This window comes from Microbulbifer maximicatervae (SeqCode) (assembly GCF_052467225.1).
In genome coordinates this window covers 196,218-218,693 of record NZ_CP174303.1, presented here as the reverse complement: position 1 = coordinate 218,693, position 22,476 = coordinate 196,218, and the positions used below count along the sequence as shown (strand labels likewise).

Genomic DNA, 22,476 nt, shown 5'->3' with positions numbered 1-22,476 from the left:
TTGGATCTAAAGCCCACTTGATCTGCTGGCGCGAATGATCATTTAAGTTTTATCGGTCTTGTAAGGTAACCGTTCTTTTGTAGTTTTTAGAACGGTGAGAATTTAAATATAAGTAATTGGAAATGTTGCAATTGCTGATGATAAAAATCCCTAGCAGAGCTATAAATTCAAAAGTGGATTTAAGGGTGTCTGCTGATTGCAAAGATAAGTATAGCTTCACCGAGTTTTAGGTCTGGTTCCTTTTAATTAGTACTCATGTATCTAAATATTTTGTTCGTTTTTATTTAAATAATAATATTAGGTCTTATTCATTGGTGAATCGTATTTTAATACCTTTGTAGATTTGGAGTCGGCTGAAATATTTGTAATTTGAAGGCCATTTGAATTGCTATATGGCACTTGGCTTTTTATTATGTCGGCTTTACTGGAGGGGGTTTATATGAACGGAGTTACGGGCCAATATCAATCTTGGCATTTGCACATTTTGCACATTTTACGTTTCGGGTTATTCACACTCACTATTGGCCTACTCAGTGCTTGTGGCGGAGGGGGTAGTAATAACAGCAACAGTGATGGCGATGGGAGCGGTGATGGCAGTGGTAGTGGTGGGACAGATACCGTAACGCTGGAAAGTGTAGGGCTGGAACAAGATAGCACCAATGAATACCAGTATTTCTTAACGGCCTATTACAGTGACGACTCTTCTGCCGATGTTACTGAGGATGCGGACTGGTCTGTGAGTGATAGTAATCTGGCCACTGTTGATGCTGGGGTAATCACACAACTGAAAGCAGGCTCACTCACCCTAACAGCAGTTTATGAAGGGATGAGTTCAGAAGTAGATATTGAGTTGCCCGTCCTTCTTGAAAGTTTGCAGATGAGTAGGGATTCCACTAATTTTGATCAATATTATCTCACGGCCCACTATAACGATGACACCTCAGTGGATGTTACCGAAGAGGCCGAGTGGTCGATCAGTGAAACCAGTTTGGCAACCGTAGAGCTTGGCCTTATTACCGCCCTGCAGAGTGGCTCAGCAACTCTGAGCGCCTCATTTGAGGGCGAAATTGCGGAAATGGAGATTGAGCACCTTGTCTATGTGCGTGAGGTTGTTTCCACAGCATTTAGTTTTGTAGCTTTAAAAAATAATGGCTCGGTCGTGTCATGGCCTGATGACGGTTTTGCTGCGCATACTTTTGATGCGGTGAGTGCCAACTTGACCGGCGGTGTAGTAGAAATTTTTACTACAGAGGGTGCTTTTGCTGCATTGAAATCTGATGGTTCTGTTATTACTTGGGGGGGAACTTATGGTGGGGACAGTAGCTCCGTGAGTGCCTACTTGGCGGATGGTGTCGTTAAGGTTTATCCAAGCGCGAAGGCATTCGCTGCATTGAAGTCTGATGGATCTATTGTGACTTGGGGGGATAGTAATTGGGGAGGTGATAGCAGTGATGTTAGTGCTCAGTTAGCCAGTGGAGTTGAGGCTGTCTATGCAACTAAATCAGCTTTTGCTGCGCAAAAATCGGATGGTTCCTTAGTGACCTGGGGGGATTCTTCTGACGGAGGCGATAGCAGTGCTGTAAGTGAAGAAATTTCCAGTGATGTGGATACTGTTTATTCAACAAGCACATCTTTTGCCGCACTCAAGTCCGATGGTTCGGTTGTCACTTGGGGGTCTTCTGCCACTGGTGGGGATAGTAGTGCGGTAAGCACAGAAATCTCCAGTGATGTGGAAACTGTTTTTTCATCAAGATCAGTATTTGTCGCACTCAAGTCAGATGGCTCTGCTGTGGTTTGGGGAGGTAGTAATTGGGGTGGCGATAGCAGTGAGGTTAGTGCAGAAATTGCCAGCGGTGTTGTGGAGGTCTTTGGGAGTGGCGGGGCTTTTGCTGCCCTGAAATCTGATGGTTCGGTTGTTACCTGGGGCAATGCTGACTGGGGTGGTGATAGCAGTAGTGTGAGTGACCAGCTTGTGAGTGATGTAGATACCATCTCTGCATCGAGCCGTGCTTTTGCTGCTGTTAAATCCGATGGTTCTGTTGTCACCTGGGGGGATAGTGAATTTGGAGGCGATAGTAGCGAGGTCAGCTCTGAGTTAACTGGTAATGTAGAAGCGGTCTACTCCCTTAATGAGGGCTTTGCGGCATTAACGACGAGTGGATCTTTAATCACCTGGGGTGGGGGCAGAACTGATAGCAGTAGTGTTAGTGAACAACTGGAGAGTGGTGTATTAACAGTTTCTGCATTGGTAGAAGATTTTACAATTTACATTCCTTCCAGGGGTGATGGAGCCTTTGTGGTGCTAAAAGACGACAAGTCTGTCGTAACCTGGGGCGATGAGCTTAATGGAGGTGATAGCAGTGGTATCGACTTTTATTAAGTGATAAGTATATCGGCAAGAGCGAGAAATATTTATCCATCGCTGATGTAAATGCCACTTGTTGACCTGGTAGATATTGCAGCGTAGGTAAATCTTGAGCCGTCAATCAAAGCAAGTCTTGGTTGTCGGCTCTTACCTTAATAAATGAGTGGATTTTCCAATACTCACCTTTTGTATTAAGTGCACTTCAGCACTATTGCTTTACAATTTAACACCTAAGCAACTATTTTATATTTCTTTATTGGGCATTCCAGTATTAGCTATTTAAGCAGTGGTGGTTTTTCTGGAGCCCTACTGAACTTTTTTATTTTAATTTCATGTTGGGTTTTTCTTATCTCAATATTTTTTCTGGTCTATGCTTGTTTTTTTATAAGAGTCACTCAAAAGGTTTGCCTGCGGAACTTTCGTAGATGGCAACAAGGCGGGCATCGATATGCCCCGGCTATATTGCCTCTCTCTATGCCTCTTTAATAAAGGCTGAGTTCAGTGTGCCGTAGTCCAACGCCTTACTAAACAAATTAGTGTCAATTTTAACCGCTGCCAGCTGTTTTAATGATTTGTTTAAATGGCCGTAGACTGACTGGAATAATGCTGGTCCGGTACTAAAGCGCTTTATGCCTGCGGCAAAAAACTCCGATATAGGGGCTATTCCCGGAAGCAGCATAATATTGATTGGCAGATTGATATCCGCTGCTAGACTCCTTGCCTCCTCAACTGAAGAGAGCCCAGGCACAAAGCCGCAGTCAGCTCCGGCACTTTTATAAAGCTCTAACCTCTCTATACACATATTGATCGCTTGTTCACCGCTGGCGAGTGCATTGAGATAAACATCGGTACGGGCATTAATAAAAAGCGGGCGGCCGTTTAGTGCTTGGCGAATAGCGCCGATCTTTTCGCCGAGAGATTCGGGGGCGTCGTTACCATCTTCAATATTGATGCCTGCAACTCCCAGCGCGACCATTTTACAGGCCAGCTCCGCTACCTGTTCGGGGTTTTGGGAGTAACCATCCTCAATATCCACGGTTAGCGGTAATGAGGTTACGCGGGCAATCCGTGCGATAGCGTTCAAGTGTTCCTCAACGGGTAGCGCGCCGCCATCGGCATAACCCAGTGACCAGGCGACGGCGGCACTGCTGGTACCTACCGCTTGGGCGCCTGTGTTTTGGCAGATTAAAGCGCTGGCAGCATCCCACGCATTTGGCAGGATCAATGGGGCTGCGGCACGATGCAATTGGGTGAAGGTATTGAATGGGCTGTTGTTCATCGGGATAACCTACTTTAGCGATGTCGTTTGAGTGGTGAATTTACCGCTCAAGAGATTGGTTCACTGGCCACAATCGGAACTGAACCGTGAAAACCGGAAAGACAAATAAGATTGTTGGCTGCGATGTGGGAGGGAGGTGGAGCGGGCAGTTTTTATTAATACATGGCTAAGAAAGCTGTGAATTGCTTTCTTGGCCATGCAGGAAAGACAGAAAAAAGGAAAATCAGTTGAGAGCGGGATCTTTGTGTAGCCACTGCTGTACTGCCTCAACTACGGGGGCGGGATTCTTGATCCAGCTGAGGTGAGGGTTGCCCTTGGGATAAGTGGGTTTCATCTCCCGGGTTTCGCCGCCGACGATCGCCGCTAATTTACGGGCGGCCTGAATAGGGGCGAAGGGGTCGCCGTCCAGCGCAATATGCAGGGTGGGCTGGCTTGTCTTTTCCATTTGCCCAAAGCGATCCTCTGGAGCAAAGCGGCCGCTAAATATGGATCGGGCCCAGTCTTTCATTAGCCTGCGCGCTTCGCGCCAGCCGAACCCCATGCGCGCACCGGGGAAATAACCCAGCAGGCTTGAGGTCACACTGGCAATTGAGGCGAAGAGCAGGATGGCGTATTTGTGCAGACCACTCCAGCTGCGGTGGTCCACATGGCCGGAGGCGATGCTGACAACCTTGGCGTTGCCAGTGAGGCCGGCGCGGGCTGCCAGGGTGCTGGTTTGACCGCCGATACTGTGGCCGAGAATCAGTGCTGGCCCCTGGGGGAATTGCTGTTCCAGCAGTTGGATTAACTGTGGGATAAACGAAAACACCAGATCGTTGTAACCGTAGTCGGCATTTCGGTGGGGGCGCGGCAGGCTCTCCCCGGTGCCGGGCAATTCGCTGATGGAGGTGTTGTAACCGAGCTTTTGCAGCTCTTCCAGAAGCAGGCGGTAGCGGTTGGCCGGTACGCCCATCGCGGGAAGTACCAATACCAGGGGGCCTTCGCCGTTGTGTACTGTGGTTACTGGTACCTGGAAGGCGCCAAATTCTAATTGGTGGGTTTGTTGGGGCATGGTACTTCTCCCTTTAACAGTCCGGCATCATAGGCGAAGCCAGCTTGCCAAACCCATGACCAGACCGAGCAGTGCTGTGTCCCAATCCGCCAAATCTCAGAGACAAGGCGAGTGGCAGGGTAGTCATTTTGATCAGCTTGCAACCGGGTGGGCGAAGGCACAGGGCCTGATGCAACTGGTTAACTTGCAACCGGGTTAGCGAAGGCATTGGGCTGAAGTAATTGATCAACTTGCAACCAATCCCACAACTGCCTAGAATACGCCGCCCGCAATGGGCCCGGTTTATCCGTGCCCGTTGTACTCCTTGCCTCATCGGACTGTCCGAGAGGCTGATTAACCCGTAAGGAGCTAAAATGCGTCATTACGAAATTGTATTCCTGGTTCACCCGGACCAGAGCGAGCAGGTACCTGGCATGGTGGAGCGCTACACTGCGTCCATCAAGGAGAGCGGTGGACAGGTTCACCGTCTGGAAGACTGGGGCCGTCGCCGTCTGGCTTACCCGATCAACAAGATCCACAAGGCTCACTACATTCTGATGAACGTAGAATGTTCTGAAGAAGCCCTTGAGGAACTGACTACCAACTTCCGTTACAACGATGCGGTTATCCGTAATCTGGTAATTCGTGAAGACGAGGCGATCACTGAAGAGAGCCCGATCATGAAAGCGGAAAAAGAAAGCCGTGAGCGCAAAGCTGCCCGTGCAGAGCGCACCGAGCGTCGCGAGCGCGCCGGAGAAGAGAAAGCTTCTTCCGACGCTGCAGAAGCTTCTTCCGATAACGCTGAAAGCGAAGAGTAAGGGGATTATCAGATGGCACGTTTTTTCCGTCGTCGCAAGTTCTGCCGTTTCACCGCTGAAGGTGTTAAGCGTATCGACTACAAAGATCTCGATACCCTGAAAGCCTACATCTCCGAGACTGGCAAAATTGTTCCTAGCCGTATTACCGGTACCAAAGCCAAGTATCAGCGTCAGCTGGCCTCTGCGGTCAAGCGCGCTCGCTACCTGGCCCTGCTGCCGTACACGGACAGCCACGAAGCCTAAGCCGCAGTTTGCTTAGACTCATTAATAGAGAAGCTATCTAGATATGCGCGCCGTAGCTGAATTTATTATGCGCGGACGCGTCAGGGCGGTAATCCTCACCATGTTGGGGATTCCGCTGATAAGCCCGGCAATTCTCGCTCTGGTGAGTTTGCGCCGAGGCAGCAGTGACGGCCTGATGGTTTTGGCCTGGGCTCTGTTGCCGATTGTCGTTATGGGTATGAGTGGTCATGTACCACCACTGGTGACTGGTATATCCGCAGGCCATTTTGTTGCAGTTTTTTGCGGCGCCATGGCATTGCGCAGCAGTCGCTCCTGGGCCGCTGGCCTGGTGGCTGTAACGGCGGCATCGGCAGCAGGCATATTGCTGACCTCTCTCTTCAGTGGAGGACTGATGCAAGGGTTCTTGCAGGCAGTCGAGAATGCAGCGGAACAGCCCAATACTGTTCCAATGGATGAACTGAAGCAGATATTTTCGGGTGAATTGCAAATTACCGGTTACCTGGGCCTGATATCGGCGATGAGCGCCACATTGGCTCTGGTACTGGGGCGTTACTGGCAGGCCCTGCTGTACAACCCCGGCGGTTTCCGCCAGGAGTTCCACCAGCTGCGCCTGCCCCTGTGGCTATCAGCGACAAGCATGTTGTTGTGGGTAGTCAGCTTGGTAACCCCAGGCTACGCATTTTGGGGAGCTGTGATTGCGTTCCCGATGGTGGTAGCTGGTATTGCCCTGGTCCACTGGCTGGTTGCCAGTCGCGGTTGGGGAGTAGGTCCCCTGGTGGCGATGTACATCATGCTGGTGATTGGAGGGCTGCCCCTGGCGGGCTTCCTCTGCGGCCTGGCCCTGGTAGATAGCTGGATAGATATTCGCGGACGCTCTTCCAAATAAGCGCGCCCGCACAATACAGAAATTGAGGAAACCGAGATGGAAGTTATTCTGCTCGATAAAGTAGGCAAACTGGGCAACGTGGGTGACCGCGTTGATGTTAAAGCCGGTTTTGGCCGCAATTTCCTGCTGCCGACTGGTAAGGCAATTGCTGCTACCGCCGCTAACATTGCTGAGTTCGAAGCTAAGCGCGCTGAACTGGAAGCCGCTGCTGCCGCTAAGTTGGCTGAAGCTGAGAGCCGCGCTACCAAGCTGGCCGACCTGGTTGTTACCATCGCTGCTAACGCTGGCGACGAAGGCAAGCTGTTCGGTTCTATCGGCACTCGCGACATCGCTGAAGCGATCTCCGCTGGTGGCGTTGAAGTAGCTAAAGCTGAAGTTAAGCTGCCGGAAGGCGCGCTGCGCGAAGTGGGCGAGTACGACGTAGACGTACAGCTGCACTCCGACGTAATTGCTGCAGTTAAAGTCGTTATCGAAGCCGAGTAAGGTTTTGCTGACGAACGGTTGGTGCTTCGGGCGCCAGCCGCGCTACAATCGGGCGCTGCACCCTATCGGGTCCAGCGCCTGTTTTGTTTTTACTATCCAGTAAAGTCCCATGATCGACGAATACGCCGCCCCTGAAGAAGAGATCCACAGCGAAGAGAGTTCACCCCTGCCGCATTCGGTAGAGGCGGAGCAGTCTGTGCTCGGCGGCCTGATGCTGGACCCGGGCCGTATTGACGCCGTTGCCGAACAGCTGAGTGAAGAGGATTTCTTCAGCGCCAGTCACCGCAAGATCTTTGCGGTTATGGGCGAGCTGAGCAATGGCGAACAGCCCCTGGATATCGTTACCCTCGCCGAAGGCCTCGCCAGCCGCGACCTGCTCGGTGAAGTGGGTGGCCCCGCCTACTTGGCGGAATTGGCCGAAAACACTCCCTCCGCAGCGAATATCGTCGCCTACGCCAAGATCGTGCGTGAGCGCTCCATGCTGCGCCAGCTGATCGCCGCTGCCGGTGAGATCAGCCGCACCAGTTTTAATCCCGGTGGCCTTGCCTCCGCCGACCTGCTGCAGATGGCTGAGCGCCGCGTGGCGGAAATCGCCGAGGGGCGCGCCAAAGAGGGCGGCTTTGTCGGCGTGGATACGCTGCTGAAAAAGACTGTCGAGCGCATCGATGAGCTGTTCAAGACCGAGGGTGATATCACCGGTATCAGCACCGGTCTTACCGAGCTGGACCAGCGCACCTCCGGCTGGCAGCCGGGCGAACTGGTTATTCTCGCCGCGCGTCCCTCCATGGGTAAGACCGCACTGGCATTGAATTTTATCGAGAGCGCCATGCTCTGCCAGGAGAGTCCGACACTGGTCTTCAGTATGGAGATGCCCTCGGACAGCCTGGTGATGCGGATGTTGTCCTCTATTGGTCGTATCGACCAGGGGCGTATCAGGAATGGCAAGCTGCAGGAAGAGGATTGGCCCAAGCTGTCCAGCGCTGTGCAGAAGATGAAGGGCAAGGCCCTGTATATCGATGATACGCCGGCACTGAGTCCCAGCGAGGTGCGCGCCCGTACCAAGCGCACAGTGCGCGATCACATCAACAAATTGATGCGCGAGAACCCCAAGTTAAGCCGCGAGGACGCCGAGGCCAAGAGTATGCCCGCCATGATTATGGTGGACTATTTGCAGCTGATGCAGGTGAAGGGGTCTACTGAGGGCCGCACCCAGGAGATCTCCGAGATCTCCCGCTCTCTCAAGGCGCTGGCGAAAGAATACGAATGCCCGGTGATTGCCCTGTCGCAGCTCAACCGGGGAGTAGAGCAGCGCCCCAACAAACGGCCGATGAACTCGGACCTGCGGGAATCCGGGGCGATCGAGCAGGATGCTGACGTGATCCTGTTTATCTACCGCGATGAATACTACAACGAGGACAGCCCGGATAAAGGCATGGCCGAGTTGATTATCGGCAAGCAGCGTAACGGTGAGATCGGCACCTGCCGCGCAGCCTTTGTGGGCAAATACACTCGCTTCGATAATCTGGCGCCGGAATACTACCAGGGCGAATAAGCCTTTCTGCTAGGTTCGCGGCTGTCGAATATCCGAGCCTAGGGGAGCCACTTCTTGTTATCCGAGCAAAAGATCCGCGCACTGGTGCTGCAACGCCAATTTATCCACAGCTCCTGGACTGAAGGATTGTCGGGGTTGTTGCAACATCTTGGCGCCCTACAGTTGGATGCTATCCAGCGAATTACCCGGGCCCACCACCACCAGCTCTACAATCGCCTGCCCCGTTACCGCGAGTCACACCTGGCTGAAGCTGAAGAGCGCCGCGAAATTTTCGAGTACTGGTCCCACGCCGCTGCCTACCTGCCAATGGCCCACTACCCCTATGCGCGGGTGCGTATGGATCGTATCCGCGCCGGTCAGCGCCACTGGTTTGAAAAGAATGCCAAGCTTTGTCGCTATGTTCTCGATCGTGTGCGAGAGGAGGGCGCCCTGCGGGCCAGTGATTTTGTGCGCACCAAGAGTGGATGGTGGGAGTGGTCCGATGAAAAGAAAGCCCTGGAGCAGTTGTTTCATGAAGGTGAGCTGATGGTCAGCCACCGGGAGGGCTTTCAAAAAGTCTTCGATCTCCCGGAGCGGATACTGCCAGCAAAAATCTCGACCAATGCTGCCTCGGAAATTGAGTATGGTAGCCATCTGGTGCGCACTTTCCTGGGGTGCCAGGGGATTGGCCGAGCGGAGGAAATTGCTTACCTGCGCAGGGACGACAAACCCCTTATCCAGCTGGCAATTAAGCGCATGTTGGCAACCGGTGAACTCACTCAGTGGGGGAAAGAGCTGATGCTCACCGAGCATCTGGACTGGGAGCCGGTACGACCATCGCGCAAAGTGCGCCTGTTATCCCCATTCGACCCAGTGATATTGCAGCGCAAACGCCTGCGCCGGCTGTTTGATTTTGAATATCAATTGGAGTGCTATGTACCGGCGGCCAAGCGCCGCTATGGCTATTTTTGCCTGCCGATTTTATACGGCGATCAATTCGTGGGGCAGGTGGACTTGAAGGCAGACCGGGATGCGGGTGTATTGCGGGTAGAGGCCCTGCACTGGGACAAGAAACCCGGTGTCTCGCTGGAGGCGAGTTACCACCGGGCTCTGGGGCAGTTTGCCCGCTTTCACGGGCTGGAAAGCGAAGCCGCGCTTACAGCTTGACGACTACGTAGACCTCCTGGCCATCGCGCTGGGTTGGCATAAAGTAATTGCCGCCATAGCGGTAGTACTGGATGCCGTTGATAATTTCAGCGGCGTAGCCATTGGGTAGGGTTTCCACCACTTGTCCGGGCTGGAAACCCTGAGGGCCCGGGTTCGGGGTTGCAGGCACAGTAGCGGGAGCTGCTGCCGTTGCAACAGGAACGGCGACAGCCGGCGCAGGCGCTGGAACAACGGCTACGGGTGCTGGAGCTACAGCCACTGCAGGTGGTGCTACTACGACATAAGTTCGGGTAGCCGGGTGCCACTGATAGTAGGCATCGGCGTACTGGTAATAAGTAATTCCGCCTACATGGACTCTGACAGCACTAGTTGGCAGGGTGACTACCGAGGCGCCCAGAGGGGCAGCGACAACGACGTAACCACGGGGACCGTGGCGGTAGAAGTGCCCGCCATGGTAGTAAAATGGACGTCCGCCAACTGCCACACGCACATGGCCAACGGGTAGTACGGGCGCAACAAATCCGATCGAAACACGTGGTCCGCGATAAACACCGCCACGGTGGTGGTGGCGATGATCTCCCCCGCGCTCATAACCGCGCGCATCGGCCGGTGGGCTAAAGGCAAAAGCGGCCAGCGCCAGGAACGCACTGGCGCCAATTACGACATTCAGTTTATTCACAGTCTCTCCAGCGAAGTGATTACTCACATTTGACATACTAACCCTTATCCTGACATTAAAGACAGGTTAATTGGTTAAGAATTGTCAAAGTGCCGGAGGCTGGATCAGTGGTCAGCGGTTGCGCTGGATGATTCCCATCAGCTTGTACATCAGCTGTGCGGCGGCAAAGTCATAGGCGTGAAAGCCCTCGATCGGCGCAAATTCCAGCAGATCGAAGCCAATTATCTCTCTTTGTCGCGCAACAGATTCGAATAAGTTGAGGGTCTGGTACCAGCCGAGACCGCCGGGTACCGGGGTGCCGGTGGAAGGGAAGACCGATGGGTCCATACCGTCCACATCCAGGGTAAAGAAGACTTTCTTGGGGAAATTCTCCGGTAACTGGAATTCCTGCACGTTGTTGGGTACCAGTTGGTGGGCATCCAGGTAGCCTACGTTGTGGTCCTTGCGGGCCTGCACTTCCTCTTCGCAATAGGCGCGGATACCCAGCTGGAACAGGGGAACACCGGCTTCTACCACTAGACGCATTACGCTGGCGTGGCTGTGTTTGTGGCCCTCATAGCGATCGCGAAGGTCGGCGTGGGCATCGATCTGCACTACGCCAAAATCTGTTTCACCGGCATCCAGTAGCCCCTTGATAATACCCCAGGTCACCGAATGCTCACCGCCAATACCCACCGGCATCTTGCCAAGAGCCAACACTTCTTTGGTGGCGGCGGCGATATTCTCCATCACCTGTTCTGCAGGGCCGGAAACCGAGACCGGCGAGCGGGTATAGATGCCCAGGTCACAGGGGTTGGAGAAGTTGTCAAAAGTTTCCAGTTGCCAGGATGCTTCCAGGATGGAGGCCGGGCCCTTGCCGGTGCCGCCACCGTAGGAGACGGTTTCCTCATAGGGGATGGGGATAATGTGAAAGAGGGCGTCTTCCGGCTTCGGCTGCTCGATTTCGGAGCCGAGAAAAATGGGGTATTCGTTTTCTGACAACATCTACTGGTCCTCTGGCGGAGGCAATAACTCATTGCCTGCCGCATCTATCTCTATCGGCACTGTTTAGGAGAGGCGTTCCTTAAAATCTTCGTAGCCGAAAGTTTTGATCATCTTCAGGTCGTCGGTATCCGAATTCCACAGGGCGATAGCCGGTAGGGGGATACCGTTAAAAGTATTGGTTTTCACCATGGTGTAGTAGGCCATTTCCTCAAATACCAGTCGCTCGCCAATCCGCAGTGGTTGACTGAAGCTGTATTCGCCGATGCTGTCGCCGGCCAGGCAACTCTGTCCGCCCAGGCGATAGGTGTGGGGTAAGTCACCGGGGCGAGCGGCACCGGTAATTTCCGGTCGGTAGGGCATTTCCAGCACATCGGGCATATGGCAGGTGGCAGAGGCGTCGAGGATGGCTTGGTTTTCACCATTCCAGGCGATATCCACTACCTCAGCCACAAGGACTCCGGCGAACAGGGAGATGGCCTCACCGGGTTCCAGGTAGACCTGTACATTGTGCTTGTCGGAAAAGCTGCGCACCGCTTCGACCAGCTCATCCACCTGGTAATCCCGGCGAGTAATATGGTGGCCGCCGCCGAAATTAATCCATTCCATTTGTGGTATCAGATCGCCAAACTTCTCCTCCACGGCAGCGATTGTGCGCTGCAGAGGTTTGAAATCCTGTTCGCATAACGTGTGGAAGTGCAGGCCGCTGATGCCCTCGAGGGACTCCCCTTCAAACAGCGAGCGCACGATGCCCAGGCGCGAACAAGGGGCGCAGGGGTCGTAGAGATCGGTGTGGCCCTCGGAGTGCTCGGGGTTGATACGCAGGCCAAAACGCAGCTCTGGCCGCTGCTGTTGCATATCCAGGCACAACTCCCGAAAACGCTTCCACTGGGAGAAGGAATTGAAAATTACATGGTGGGCAAATTGCAGTATTTCCCGCAGTTCCTCATCCTTGTAAGCCGCACTGAAGACATGAACTTCCTTGCCTTTGTCGCGACCGCCGTACTCTTCGAACCCCAGTTTGGCTTCGTGCAGGCCACTGGCACAGGTCCCGGATAGATATTCAGCCACGATGGGCCCGGTGCTGAACATGGAAAAGGCCTTGAGCGCTGCCAGTACCTTGGCACCGCTGCGTTCCTGTACATCGGCGAGCAATGCCAAATTATTGCGCAGGGCAATTTCATCGATCACAAAACAGGGAGAGGGAACGCGGTAGGGATCGAAGCTGCCGAAATAGTCAACGGGGGGAGTGAGGTCCATGGTGCGTTATATCCTGGTGCGGCGGGGCGGGCACTGGAGTCCGCCCCGCTAGGTCGGGAAAGAAGCGATTTACTGGAAGGGCTTATCCAACCAGGTTTCCTGCCAGGGCAGGCCGTACTTGTTCAGGTCATCCATAAATGGATCTGGATCCATCTGCTCCATATTCCAAACGCCGGGCTTCATCCACTTGCCTTCCAGCATCATCTTGGCACCGATCATGGCCGGGACACCGGTGGTGTAGGAGATCGCCTGGGATTGAACTTCCTGGTAGCAGTCCTGGTGGTCGCAGGTGTTGTAGACGTAGTAGATTTTCTCTTCGCCGTCTTTGGTGCCACGGATAATGTTGCCGATGCAGGTCTTGCCCTTGGTCAGCGGGCCGAGGCTGGCGGGGTCTGGCAGCAGCTCTTTAAGGAACTGGATAGGTACAATTTCCTGGCCCTGGAATTCCACCGGCTCAATGCCAGTCATTCCGACGTTCTGCAGAACTTCCAGGTGTTTCAGGTAGCTCTCGCCAAAGGTCATCCAGAAACGCGCGCGCTCAATTTCCGGGAAGTGCTTGGACAGGGATTCCAGCTCTTCGTGGTAGAGCAGGTAGATATCCTTATCGCCAATGCCTTCGGGGAAGTTGAATACGCGCTTCTCTTCCATCGGCTTGGTGGTAACCCACTGGCCATTTTCCCAGTAGCGACCGTTGGCGGTGATCTCGCGGATATTAATTTCCGGGTTGAAGTTGGTGGCGAACGGCAGGCCGTGGTCGCCGGCATTACAGTCGAGAATATCCAGGGTGTGGATACGATCGAAGTGGTGCTTCTTGGCGTAGGCGGTAAATACGCTGGTGACGCCGGGATCGAAGCCGCTGCCCAGCAGTGCCATCAGGCCGGCTTTCTCAAATTTCTCCTGGTAGGCCCACTGCCACTTGTACTCGAACTTGGCCTCTTCCGGCGGCTCGTAATTGGCGGTATCCAGGTAGTGCACGCCGGTTTCCAGGCAGGCATCCATAATGTGCAGATCCTGGTAGGGCAGGGCCACATTGATGACCAGGTCCGGTTTCACTTTTTCGATCAGCTTTACCAATTCAGGCACATTGTCCGCATCTACTTCAGCGGTGTCGATTTTGCGCGGCAGCATAGCGGCAATCTTGTCGCACTTGCTTTTGGTGCGGCTTGCCAGGGTGATATTTTCAAATACCTCAGCAACCTGTGCGCACTTGTGCGCAACCACCTGGCCGACACCGCCGGCGCCGATGATCAGTACGTTGGCCATAAAGATCTCCTTAAATCTGCGGCTAATGTTACCGCTATATTCTCAAAGGCGTTGGCGCCTCATTTTTAAAATTTATTTTTCAAAGTAGGTGTAACCGCTCATGCTGGCGGTATAGGTTTGCAAAATCTGTTTGCGTTGGGCAGCGGTAATCAACCCTTGCTTGACGGCGCGTTCCGCCAGGCGGCGGAAGCGCTCAAACAGCGCCTTGGGCTGGTATTCCACGTAGCTTAACACGTCAGAAATACTGTCACCGTGAATCTCGTGGCTGAAGTCTATGCTGCCGTCTTCCTGGATGCGCACACTCACGACATTGGTGTCCCCAAACAGGTTGTGCAGGTCACCCAGGGTTTCCTGGTAGGCGCCAATTAAGAAAGTGCCGAGAATATAGTCCTCGCCATCCTTTAGCTCGTGTAAAGGCAGGGTTTTCTGCTCTTTTTCCCGGCCAATAAAGCGGTCGATCTTACCATCACAGTCACAGGTGATGTCGGCGATGATGGCGGAGCGCGTCGGAGCTTCGTCCAGGCGGTGGATCGGCAGCAGTGGGAATACCTGATCGATAGCCCAGATGTCCGGTACCGATTGGAATACGCTCACATTGGCGTAGTAGATATCCGACAGTACCTCCGGCAGGGCTTGCAGGTCTGCGGGAATCTCTTCGGCCTCATCCAGTAATTTGCGAATATCCTGGGCGCTCTGCAGGAACAGGTTTTCCGCATTGGCGCGTTCGCGCAGGCTCACCTGGCCGTGCAGATACAGAGAGCGCACTTCATCGCGGTAGTAGAGTGCGTCGTTGTAACTCTCTTGCAGGTTTTTGGGGGTGATACTGCGCACTGCGTCCTGCAGGTTGAGCAGCATCTGGTGGTCGCCTTCGCTGATCTTGGTGTGCTCCAGTTCCACCGGCTCGAAACGGGTAGTGTCGAGAATATCGAATAGCAGTACAGAGGAGTAGGCTACAGTGGCGCGGCCGGATTCGGTGATAATCACCGGATGTTCGACTCCCTCGCTATCGAGGGTGCCCATAATGGCTTCCACTACATCGACACAGTACTCGTCCAGGGAGTAATTCTTTGAGTGGGTGTAATTGGTCTTGCTGCCATCGTAATCAACCGCCAGGCCACCGCCCAGATCCAGGTAGCCCATGGGTGCGCCTTCTTCCACCAGATCGGCGTAGTAGCGGCAGGCTTCCAAAACTCCGGTGCGGATGTCGCGGATATTCGGTACCTGCGAGCCCAGGTGATAGTGCAACAACTTGAGACAGTCGAGCATATCGTGGTTGCGCAGTTGATCGACCATGGCGATCAGGTCGTTACTGCCCAGACCGAAAATACTGCGGTCGCCACTGGTCGCATTCCAGTAGCCGCCCACCTTGGAGGCGAGTTTTACCCGTGCGCCGATATTTGGGCGCACCTGCTCGCGCTCGGCGCAGCGGATAATGGTCTCCACTTCCGAGGGCGTTTCCACGACGAAGAAAACCTGTACACCCAGGCGTTGGGCCTGCAGTCCGAGGTTAATAAATTCCTCGTCCTTATAGCCGTTGCAGACGATCAGGGATTCGGTGTTATCCAGAATGGACAGGGCAGCGATAAGTTCTGCTTTACTGCCCGCCTCCAGGCCGTGGTTAAAGCGGCGGCCGGCATTGGCAATTTCTTCAATGACCTGACACTGCTGGTTCACCTTAATGGGGAACACGCCGCGAAAAACATTGCCGTAGCCGCAATCGTCGATAGCGCGAGCAAAGGATTCGTTAATCCGGGCGATCTGCGCTTCGAGTAAATTCTCAATACGCAATAGCAGGGGCATACCCAGGCCGCGCTCGGTGGCGCCTCGGGCAATGTCCATCAGCGAAACACTGTGTGTTACCCCGTTGGGGCCGTCGACTTGCAGTGAAACTTCACCATTTTCGTTCAAATCGAAATATCCGGCGCCCCAATTGCGGATGCCGTAGAGCTCGGCCGAATCTTCGCAAGTCCAGTCTTTTACTTGTTGCTTTTTCATGGCGCCTTTCTGTTGATATTGGCGGGCGCGAATCTTGGGCCCAGCAGGGCCGGAAAGCAATAACTATAGATAAAAAAACGCTAATTTTTGCGCACTGAAAAGTAAATGGGGAGCGAGTGGATGGCCAGCTCTTTTGCACTCTGCGACAGGGGGCTTAAGAAGGTGATTGATCTGCGCAAATTTGAGTAAAAAAGGCGGCCCGAGGGCCGCAGGGAGGGGGGGATTGGGTAATCAGTAATAGGTCGGCTTGGGGACAACCCGGTAGCCGCGGTGGCTATGGTCCCACAGGTAGTAGGTGTCATAGGCCACGTAGTAATTGTGTCCACCGGCTACCACGGTCAGTGCTGATGCTGGCAGGCTGTGCACGATAGCGCCGTGGGGGGCCTGGGCTACTACGTAGCCGTGAGAAGCCGGGCGATAAAAAATTCCATCGCTATAGTAGAAGCCCGCTGTTCCGATACTGATACTGACGAAATTACGCGGCAGGTGGCGCCAGCGGTAGCCATAACCGTAGTGCGAGGGACGGTAGTGGGGGCGGTGGCCGCGATAACCGTGGCGGTAAACCGGTCTGTGTGCCGCGCGATATTCGTGGCGGTGGCCCTGCTTGTGGCCTTTTCTATGCCCTTTGTTATAGCCTTTGTTGTAGCCCTCTTTATAGGCGTGGCGAACTTCGCGGCGGTGCTGGCGCTCCTCTCTGCGTTCACGTCTGCGCTCTTCTTTCTTGCGCTCTTGTCTGCGGCGTTTCTTTTCCTGCTGGCGGTCGTGATGCTTGTCGTGCTGTTTCTTTAAGTGGCGCTGCTCGCGTTCGGCTCTTCCATATTTGTGGTGGTCGTCCATGGCGCGCTGGTGCCCGCGATGTGACTCGGACAGGGCGGGTGCTGCGATCAGCATCAGGCTTAGGGTGGCGATGGCAGTAGTGAGGTGTTTCATAACATCTCTCCCGAGCGTGGGGCTCTTTTCTTTCAGATCAGGTCTTTTGTGTATCTTGGCGTGAAGTTTGCCCTGGCGGGTCTGAACACTTCCTGAACTGAATGGGGTAAAATTCGGCGGCAATCGACGGCGTAGATTGTGACTAATAGTTCAGATATGGGCAGAGATTGTCTGGCGGGGCCACAGGCTGGATTCTGCGGCGAAATCTTATTGAGAGCGGCAATTTTGCTATGTTGAGACACCTGGTCTCAGCGAGTATGATGCCGCGCTGATTCATAGTGAGCGGTAGCAAGATGCAAGTCTTCCACCACGTAGCAAGTCTGCGCGAGGCGCTGGCCCAGGCCCGCAAAGACGGCAAGACCGTCGGCTTTGTGCCAACCATGGGCAATCTGCACGATGCCCATATAGAACTGGTCAAAATCGCCCAGCAACACTGCGATCTGGTTGTGGTATCCATCTTCGTCAACCGACTGCAATTCGGTTTGAATGAGGATTGGGATAAGTATCCGCGCACTATGGAGCGGGATATGGCCCGCCTGCGGGAAGCGGACTGTGACTTCCTGTTCCATCCGGATGAGAGTGAGATTTACCCCAACGGCATGGACCAGCAGACCCGCGTGGTTTGTCCGGCGATGACCGATGTCCTGTGCGGCGCCAGCCGACCGGGTCACTTTGAAGGGGTCACCACCGTAGTTTCGAAGCTTTTCAACATTGTGCAGCCGGATAAGGCTATTTTCGGGATTAAGGATTTCCAGCAGTTAGCAGTGATCCGCCGTATGGTGGAAGACCTGTGTATGCCGGTGGAAATTGTGGCGGCGCCGGTGCACCGTGAGGAAGATGGCTTGGCAATGAGCTCTCGGAATGGTTATATCACTGCGGAAGAGCGACCGAAGGTTGCCGTGCTCAACCAGTTACTTAACTGGGCCAAGGATGAAATTGTGGCTGGACGCCGGGATTTCGCCGACCTCGAGACAGAGGCGCGCAAGCGAATTGAAGAGAGTGGCTTTCGAGTTGACTACTTCTCCATCTGTTACAGCAAGGATTTACAGCCAGCGGCAGATGACGATAAAGAAATCACGATCCTGGGAGCTATGTACACCAGTGCAGCGCGCCTGATCGACAATGTTTCCCTGGAACTCTGAGGGGCATCCAACTATGCAAATTGAAATGTTGAAGTGCAAGTTGCACATGGCCGCAGTGACTCAGGCCGAACTCTGGTATGACGGTTCCTGTGCAATTGATGAGGACCTGGTAGAGCTGGCTGGCCTGCGCGAATTCGAGAAGATCGATATTTACAATGTGAGCAATGGTGAGCGCTTCCACACTTATGTGATCCTCGCCGAGCGCGGTTCCGGTATTATTTCCATGAACGGCGCCGCTGCACGTAGAGTGCAGGTGGGTGACCGCATTATTATCGCTTCCTATGCGCAGATGACAGAGGGCGAAGCCGATAACCACAAGCCCAAGCTGGTCTACCTGGATGAGAACAACAAGGTAGAGCGCAGCACTAATACTATTCCGGTTCAGCTAGCCGAAGCCTGATTCTTTTCGCTACAGGGCGTTGTGCCCTGTAGCATCCCCGCCGCTTATTGATCAGACATTAATAACACTTCCTGATTAAACCTCTTTTCCAGGTAGGACTCGTCCAGGGTGTAATGCCAGAGATTTTTCTTTTGTCCCTTAGCTAAAGCGATTTCGCCGATTCTGCCAGGATTATATTTAATCGGTTGGGCGAGTTGGTATTTGGCGATGGGGTCCCGATAGGCCTCCTCTAAAGGAATTATCTCCCAGCCTTCCTTCCTCAGTCGTTCAGCCAGATCACCAATAAACAGGGCTGAAATATCCATTTCATGCAACAGTATGACGTGCTTTGGGGAGCGCCCGAGATATTTAATTGCCATATCGTCGTAGTACTTAATACTCGCCATAAGAACGTCGACATAAAAGTTGGAGAGTCTTTCCATATCAACTGCTTTCCCATCTTTTACTGCCGTTTGGAAGAGTTCCTCGATATACCAGTCGTAGTTATTTAAGGTGATATAGGCGTTTTGATAGTTATTTTTCTGTAGTAGATCCCGGATACCATCGCGCTTTTCGACAGTTTCGCCCTCGCGCAGATAGGGAAAGCGAAAATAGGGTTTAAAGTTGTCAAATTGTTGAAGCAGCTGGTGGGCCTGCAAAAAATCCGCTTGATAAGTGGATAGCCCTGTTTCCAGAAAATTGGGATGGCTATGGGTATGATTGCCAATAATATGCCCAGCCTTATCGTAGCGGTTCATCCGCTCCAACCCTTCCTTATCGAAGGATTGAGTATTGGAAAAGAAGGATACTTTGCCAACTTTATATTCTTCTATGTTTTCAATTAACGTTTTGGCCCGGGTTGGTCCATCAAAATAACCATCGGCTTTACGGGGGGCATCATCGAAAGTAATTGCTAGTTGTTTGGCGTTAGCGACTGGGATTGCCAACAAGTAAATTATCAATAATATGAATGAACGCTGCATGGTATATTACTCTAATGAGTTTATTTACGAGCTGTTCGTCAGGCTAGGATTTAGTTGTCCCTCTATTCAGGTTTTCTGTCTTAATTTACTTGTCAGAAAACCTGCGTTGTCCAGTAGCCTAGACTCAGTTGCGGTAGAGTACGGCTTCCTATTGTGTCCACTATAGCTTCAGATGTATATGGCCAAAATACTTGTAAGCTCCTGCCTTTTGAACTGCGCCGTGCGCTATGACGGTAGTAGTGTTGAGGCCAATAGCGATGATTTTGAGTGGCTTGTGGATACTCAGGAAATTGTTTCCTTGTGTCCGGAAGTGGCGGCGGGAATGCCTATTCCGAGGGTGCCGGCTGAGATCTGTGGCGCAAATGGAACAGAGGTGTTAGATGGAACTGCCTGGGTTATAGGTAGCGATAGAACAGATCTAACTGAGCAATTTATGCTGGGGGCCAAACTGGCTCTGGAATTATGCAGGAAACATAATATCCAGTATGCAGTGCTTACGGAAAATAGTCCCTCTTGCGGAAGTAACTATATTTACGATGGCAGTTTTTCAGGGACGAAAATAATGGGCTCTGGTGTTGTGTCTGCGCTTCTTCAAAGGATGGGAATAATAGTTTTTAGTCAACACACTGTTGGCAACTTAGAAAATTGATAAGTGTATCCAAAGCTAACTAAGTTGTTAGCATCAATAAAATTAGATCGGTAAAAAGGGCATTGGTCACAATTAGGCCCTATAGGTTGATTAATACCAGCGAAGCCGGTGGCTCCCAGATGTCAGTACGATTAGCGCAGTGTCCCTGAAAATTCTCCTTTTGTGACGCAGCACCCAGCCTGTTAGGTTTTGTCATTTTTAGGGTCCAGATTGGCAGTGACTGCTGTGGCAATAAACAGGTAAGACTGAATACCCTGTCGGCTATTTAAATGGCTGCAGGAGGCAGTGGTGGAAGGCAAGTTTTTTAAAGCCGATAGCAAGTTTATCAAAGCCGCATTGGTACTGGCGATCAGTTCCGCGTTTTATGGCTGCAGCGGTGGCAGCGGTGGTGGTGAAGATCCTGCGCCTGTGGATACCACTCCGCCGAGCCTGACACTGACTCCCGCCAGCGGGGCCTCTATTGCAGCAACCGACACCCTACTGCTGGATTTTAGCGAAGCGGTGGCATTGGAGGATGTGTCCCTAAGTGGCGCCATGCAGGAAATGGGAGAGCTCTCTCAAGTCGATCAGGACACCCTGATCTTAACCCCGATAGCGGAGTGGGCAAAGGGGCTAGAACTCTCCCTGACAATTGCCGCGCAGGATGCAGCCGGCAACCAGATGGCAGAGGTTGATGCTCACTATACCGTGGATGAAATTGCCCCTTCCGTAGTCAGTGTATCTCCAGCACAGGAGCGTTTGGAGAAGGATGGCGCAATCACGATACAGTTTTCCGAGTCGATAGATCGCGACAGTCTGCAAATTAGCGGTTCCTTGCTGGATGATGAATACACTCTGACCTGGTCCCAGTCGCGTTTTAACGACGACACCTTGGTGATAGCTCCCAAGAGCCGCTGGCTGTCCGGGCAGGATCGCAGTCTGCAACTTGAAGCCAAAGACCTCGCTGGCCTGGATATCCCCGCTGAACAGCACAATTTTACTGTGCCATTGTACTTTGAGAATTTTGACAGTGCGCAGGTCGTGATAGGCCAGGATGATTTTTCCAGTACTTTGACGGCCATCAGTGCAAAAAATCTTGGCGAGGGGCCCCTGGGTTCCGGTGCCGTTACTGATGAGGGGAAGTTGTTCGTACCCGATTATACAAATAATCGGGTGTTAATTTTTAATTCGATCCCCACAAGCAATGGAGCACCGGCCAATGCGGCGCTCAATAAAGATAGTCTCGACGATATCAGCGTGGGAGATTTTGGTCGCGGGCCCACAAATATCAGTTTTGATAGCGGAAAACTTTTAATAAATTATTTTTTGGGCCCCGAGTACCACAGTATTTATGTTTACGATACTATTCCCGAAGATGGTCGGGCACTGCCTAGTGCCAAACTATCGAAGGACAACTGCCAGGGTAACCACTCCATATATACCAGTGCGATGATTGCGGAGGGGCGCGTATTCGCGGCCTCGTGGTCTAAGGCTCGAGTGGTGGTATGGGATGACTTGCCCTCAATGGAAGATGCGGCACCGGATTGGCTGCTGGGCCAGTCCACACTGGATAATTGCACCCCTAACGACCATGAGCAAGATGGCTCGACTGAGCAGGTCAGTGCTCGCACATTGGCTGCGCCCGGAGATGTGTGGAGCGATGGAGAAAAGTTAGCCATCACCGACTCAGAAAATAACCGGGTACTTCTGTGGAACTCAATGCCTACTAGTAGCTTTGCTCCGGCGGATATAGTTCTGGGGCAAGCAGATTTTGTCAGCAATGAAAGCCAGCCCCCAAGTCGAAAAACCCTGAGTTTATTCGAACGGGGTATCTGGTCGAACGGCATTCAGCTATTTGTAGCGGACAGTGAAAATCACCGAGTATTGATCTGGAACCAGTGGCCACAGGAAAATTTCGCTCCGGCAGATGTTGTCTTGGGTCAGGAAGATTTTGATCGCAGTGCCTTCAACGACAGCAACCAGAATGGGGTTGCTGACGAGGGGGAGTTGCCAAGTGCTGCTACGCTGAAATGGCCCGACGGAATTACCGCTTATGAAGATAAGTTGATTATCAACGACTCGGGTAATAACCGCTTTCTTATTTTCCAATCTCGCTAGTTTTTTCTGCTAAATGTACCGGGCTGGTAACCCGGTACAGGCAAACTTAAGTTGATTTGTTTTCTATTGTTGCGGTCTGGCCCCAGCACAATATTAAATACGCAGTACTTACGGAAAATAGCCCATCATGTGGTAGTGATTATATTTACGATGGTAGTTTTTCTGGTGCGAAAATAGTTGGTTCTGGCGTTGTGTCTGCACTACTGAGGAGGGAGGGTATACAGGTATTTAACCAGAATATTGTGGGCAGGCTTAGGAAACTTTTGGAAGTATCCAGAGATAACTAAGCTTTCCAGATATATAGTCATATTAAAGG

At 52.8% G+C, this 22,476-nt stretch carries 21 protein-coding genes; 12 read left to right on the top strand and 9 right to left on the bottom strand.

The features are described 5' to 3' along the window. Window positions 1-439: 439 nt before the first annotated feature. A complete protein-coding gene (locus ACJJIZ_RS00980; RefSeq protein WP_444914945.1) occupies window positions 440-2,380 on the top strand; it encodes an RCC1 domain-containing protein in 1,941 nt (646 codons plus the stop codon). Between the two features lie 457 nt (window positions 2,381-2,837). On the opposite strand, the gene ACJJIZ_RS00975 is transcribed toward ACJJIZ_RS00980, so the two are convergent. Together ACJJIZ_RS00975 and ACJJIZ_RS00970 are read right to left on the bottom strand one after the other, a co-directional pair. Next, entirely contained in the window at window positions 2,838-3,644 is an 807-nt protein-coding gene (locus ACJJIZ_RS00975) for an isocitrate lyase/PEP mutase family protein (protein ID WP_444914944.1), read from the bottom strand. 223 nt (window positions 3,645-3,867) lie between these two features. Beyond that, window positions 3,868-4,695, bottom strand: coding sequence for an alpha/beta fold hydrolase (locus ACJJIZ_RS00970; RefSeq protein ID WP_444914943.1), 828 nt, complete (start codon window positions 4,693-4,695; stop codon window positions 3,868-3,870). Window positions 4,696-5,048: 353 nt separating this feature from the next. On the opposite strand from ACJJIZ_RS00970, the gene rpsF reads away from it, so the two are divergent. The 6 genes from rpsF (at window position 5,049) to ACJJIZ_RS00940 (ending at window position 9,802) form a co-directional block, all read left to right on the top strand. Continuing rightward, the gene (gene rpsF / locus ACJJIZ_RS00965) at window positions 5,049-5,492 is read left to right on the top strand and encodes a 30S ribosomal protein S6 (RefSeq protein WP_282930240.1); all 444 of its coding nucleotides are present in this window, start codon (window positions 5,049-5,051) and stop codon (window positions 5,490-5,492) included. 12 nt (window positions 5,493-5,504) lie between these two features. Further along, window positions 5,505-5,735, top strand: coding sequence for a 30S ribosomal protein S18 (gene rpsR / locus ACJJIZ_RS00960; RefSeq protein WP_108731487.1), 231 nt, complete (start codon window positions 5,505-5,507; stop codon window positions 5,733-5,735). 43 nt (window positions 5,736-5,778) lie between these two features. Further along, on the top strand, window positions 5,779-6,621 hold the full coding sequence (locus ACJJIZ_RS00955; RefSeq protein ID WP_413664135.1) for a YybS family protein: 843 nt from the start codon (window positions 5,779-5,781) through the stop codon (window positions 6,619-6,621). A 36-nt stretch (window positions 6,622-6,657) separates the two neighbouring features. Next, entirely contained in the window at window positions 6,658-7,104 is a 447-nt protein-coding gene (rplI, locus tag ACJJIZ_RS00950; protein WP_282930238.1) for a 50S ribosomal protein L9, read from the top strand. A gap of 109 nt (window positions 7,105-7,213) precedes the next feature. Beyond that, window positions 7,214-8,656 (top strand): replicative DNA helicase, encoded by a 1,443-nt coding sequence (gene dnaB, locus ACJJIZ_RS00945; protein ID WP_108731490.1) that lies wholly within the window; start codon window positions 7,214-7,216, stop codon window positions 8,654-8,656. Window positions 8,657-8,710: 54 nt separating this feature from the next. Next, window positions 8,711-9,802 (top strand): winged helix-turn-helix domain-containing protein, encoded by a 1,092-nt coding sequence (locus tag ACJJIZ_RS00940; protein WP_444914942.1) that lies wholly within the window; start codon window positions 8,711-8,713, stop codon window positions 9,800-9,802. Here the strand turns inward: ACJJIZ_RS00940 and ACJJIZ_RS00935 are convergent. The 6 genes from ACJJIZ_RS00935 to ACJJIZ_RS00910 form a co-directional block, all read right to left on the bottom strand. After that, window positions 9,792-10,481 carry a DUF6515 family protein gene (locus tag ACJJIZ_RS00935; protein ID WP_444914941.1) on the bottom strand — a complete coding sequence of 230 codons (690 nt, stop codon included), beginning with the start codon at window positions 10,479-10,481 and terminating at the stop codon, window positions 9,792-9,794. The two genes, ACJJIZ_RS00940 and ACJJIZ_RS00935, sit on opposite strands and share 11 nt — an antisense overlap. A 111-nt stretch (window positions 10,482-10,592) precedes the next feature. Beyond that, window positions 10,593-11,465: an agmatinase gene (gene speB, locus ACJJIZ_RS00930; protein WP_413664138.1), complete on the bottom strand. Its 873-nt coding sequence runs from the start codon at window positions 11,463-11,465 to the stop codon at window positions 10,593-10,595. A 63-nt stretch (window positions 11,466-11,528) separates the two neighbouring features. Continuing rightward, window positions 11,529-12,722, bottom strand: a complete 1,194-nt coding sequence (gene nspC, locus ACJJIZ_RS00925; RefSeq protein ID WP_108731493.1) for a carboxynorspermidine decarboxylase — start codon at window positions 12,720-12,722, stop codon at window positions 11,529-11,531. Between the two features lie 69 nt (window positions 12,723-12,791). Next, window positions 12,792-13,985: a saccharopine dehydrogenase family protein gene (locus ACJJIZ_RS00920; RefSeq protein ID WP_108731494.1), complete on the bottom strand. Its 1,194-nt coding sequence runs from the start codon at window positions 13,983-13,985 to the stop codon at window positions 12,792-12,794. A gap of 72 nt (window positions 13,986-14,057) precedes the next feature. Then, window positions 14,058-15,980, bottom strand: coding sequence for a biosynthetic arginine decarboxylase (gene speA / locus ACJJIZ_RS00915; protein ID WP_413664140.1), 1,923 nt, complete (start codon window positions 15,978-15,980; stop codon window positions 14,058-14,060). A gap of 231 nt (window positions 15,981-16,211) precedes the next feature. Next, window positions 16,212-16,910, bottom strand: a complete 699-nt coding sequence (locus ACJJIZ_RS00910) for a DUF6515 family protein (RefSeq protein ID WP_444914940.1) — start codon at window positions 16,908-16,910, stop codon at window positions 16,212-16,214. Between the two features lie 293 nt (window positions 16,911-17,203). Between ACJJIZ_RS00910 and panC the strand changes: the two genes are divergently transcribed. Together panC and panD are read left to right on the top strand one after the other, a co-directional pair. Further along, entirely contained in the window at window positions 17,204-18,052 is an 849-nt protein-coding gene (gene panC, locus ACJJIZ_RS00905) for a pantoate--beta-alanine ligase (RefSeq protein WP_444914939.1), read from the top strand. 13 nt (window positions 18,053-18,065) lie between these two features. Next, a complete protein-coding gene (gene panD / locus ACJJIZ_RS00900) occupies window positions 18,066-18,452 on the top strand; it encodes an aspartate 1-decarboxylase (protein ID WP_413664143.1) in 387 nt (128 codons plus the stop codon). Window positions 18,453-18,496: 44 nt separating this feature from the next. Here the strand turns inward: panD and ACJJIZ_RS00895 are convergent, their stop codons facing one another. Further along, the gene (locus ACJJIZ_RS00895; protein ID WP_444906585.1) at window positions 18,497-19,414 is read right to left on the bottom strand and encodes a polysaccharide deacetylase family protein; all 918 of its coding nucleotides are present in this window, start codon (window positions 19,412-19,414) and stop codon (window positions 18,497-18,499) included. Between the two features lie 178 nt (window positions 19,415-19,592). Here ACJJIZ_RS00895 and ACJJIZ_RS00890 point away from each other — a divergent pair, with 178 nt between their 5' ends. The 3 genes from ACJJIZ_RS00890 to ACJJIZ_RS00880 all read left to right on the top strand — a co-directional run bounded on the left by ACJJIZ_RS00890 (window position 19,593) and on the right by ACJJIZ_RS00880 (window position 22,447). Continuing rightward, the gene (locus ACJJIZ_RS00890) at window positions 19,593-20,063 is read left to right on the top strand and encodes a 2-thiouracil desulfurase family protein (protein WP_444914938.1); all 471 of its coding nucleotides are present in this window, start codon (window positions 19,593-19,595) and stop codon (window positions 20,061-20,063) included. Window positions 20,064-20,351: 288 nt separating this feature from the next. Then, entirely contained in the window at window positions 20,352-22,160 is a 1,809-nt protein-coding gene (locus ACJJIZ_RS00885) for an Ig-like domain-containing protein (protein ID WP_444914937.1), read from the top strand. A 56-nt stretch (window positions 22,161-22,216) separates the two neighbouring features. Next, complete coding sequence (locus tag ACJJIZ_RS00880) at window positions 22,217-22,447, top strand: 2-thiouracil desulfurase family protein (protein WP_444914936.1); 231 nt, start codon at window positions 22,217-22,219, stop codon at window positions 22,445-22,447. Window positions 22,448-22,476 lie beyond the last annotated feature (29 nt).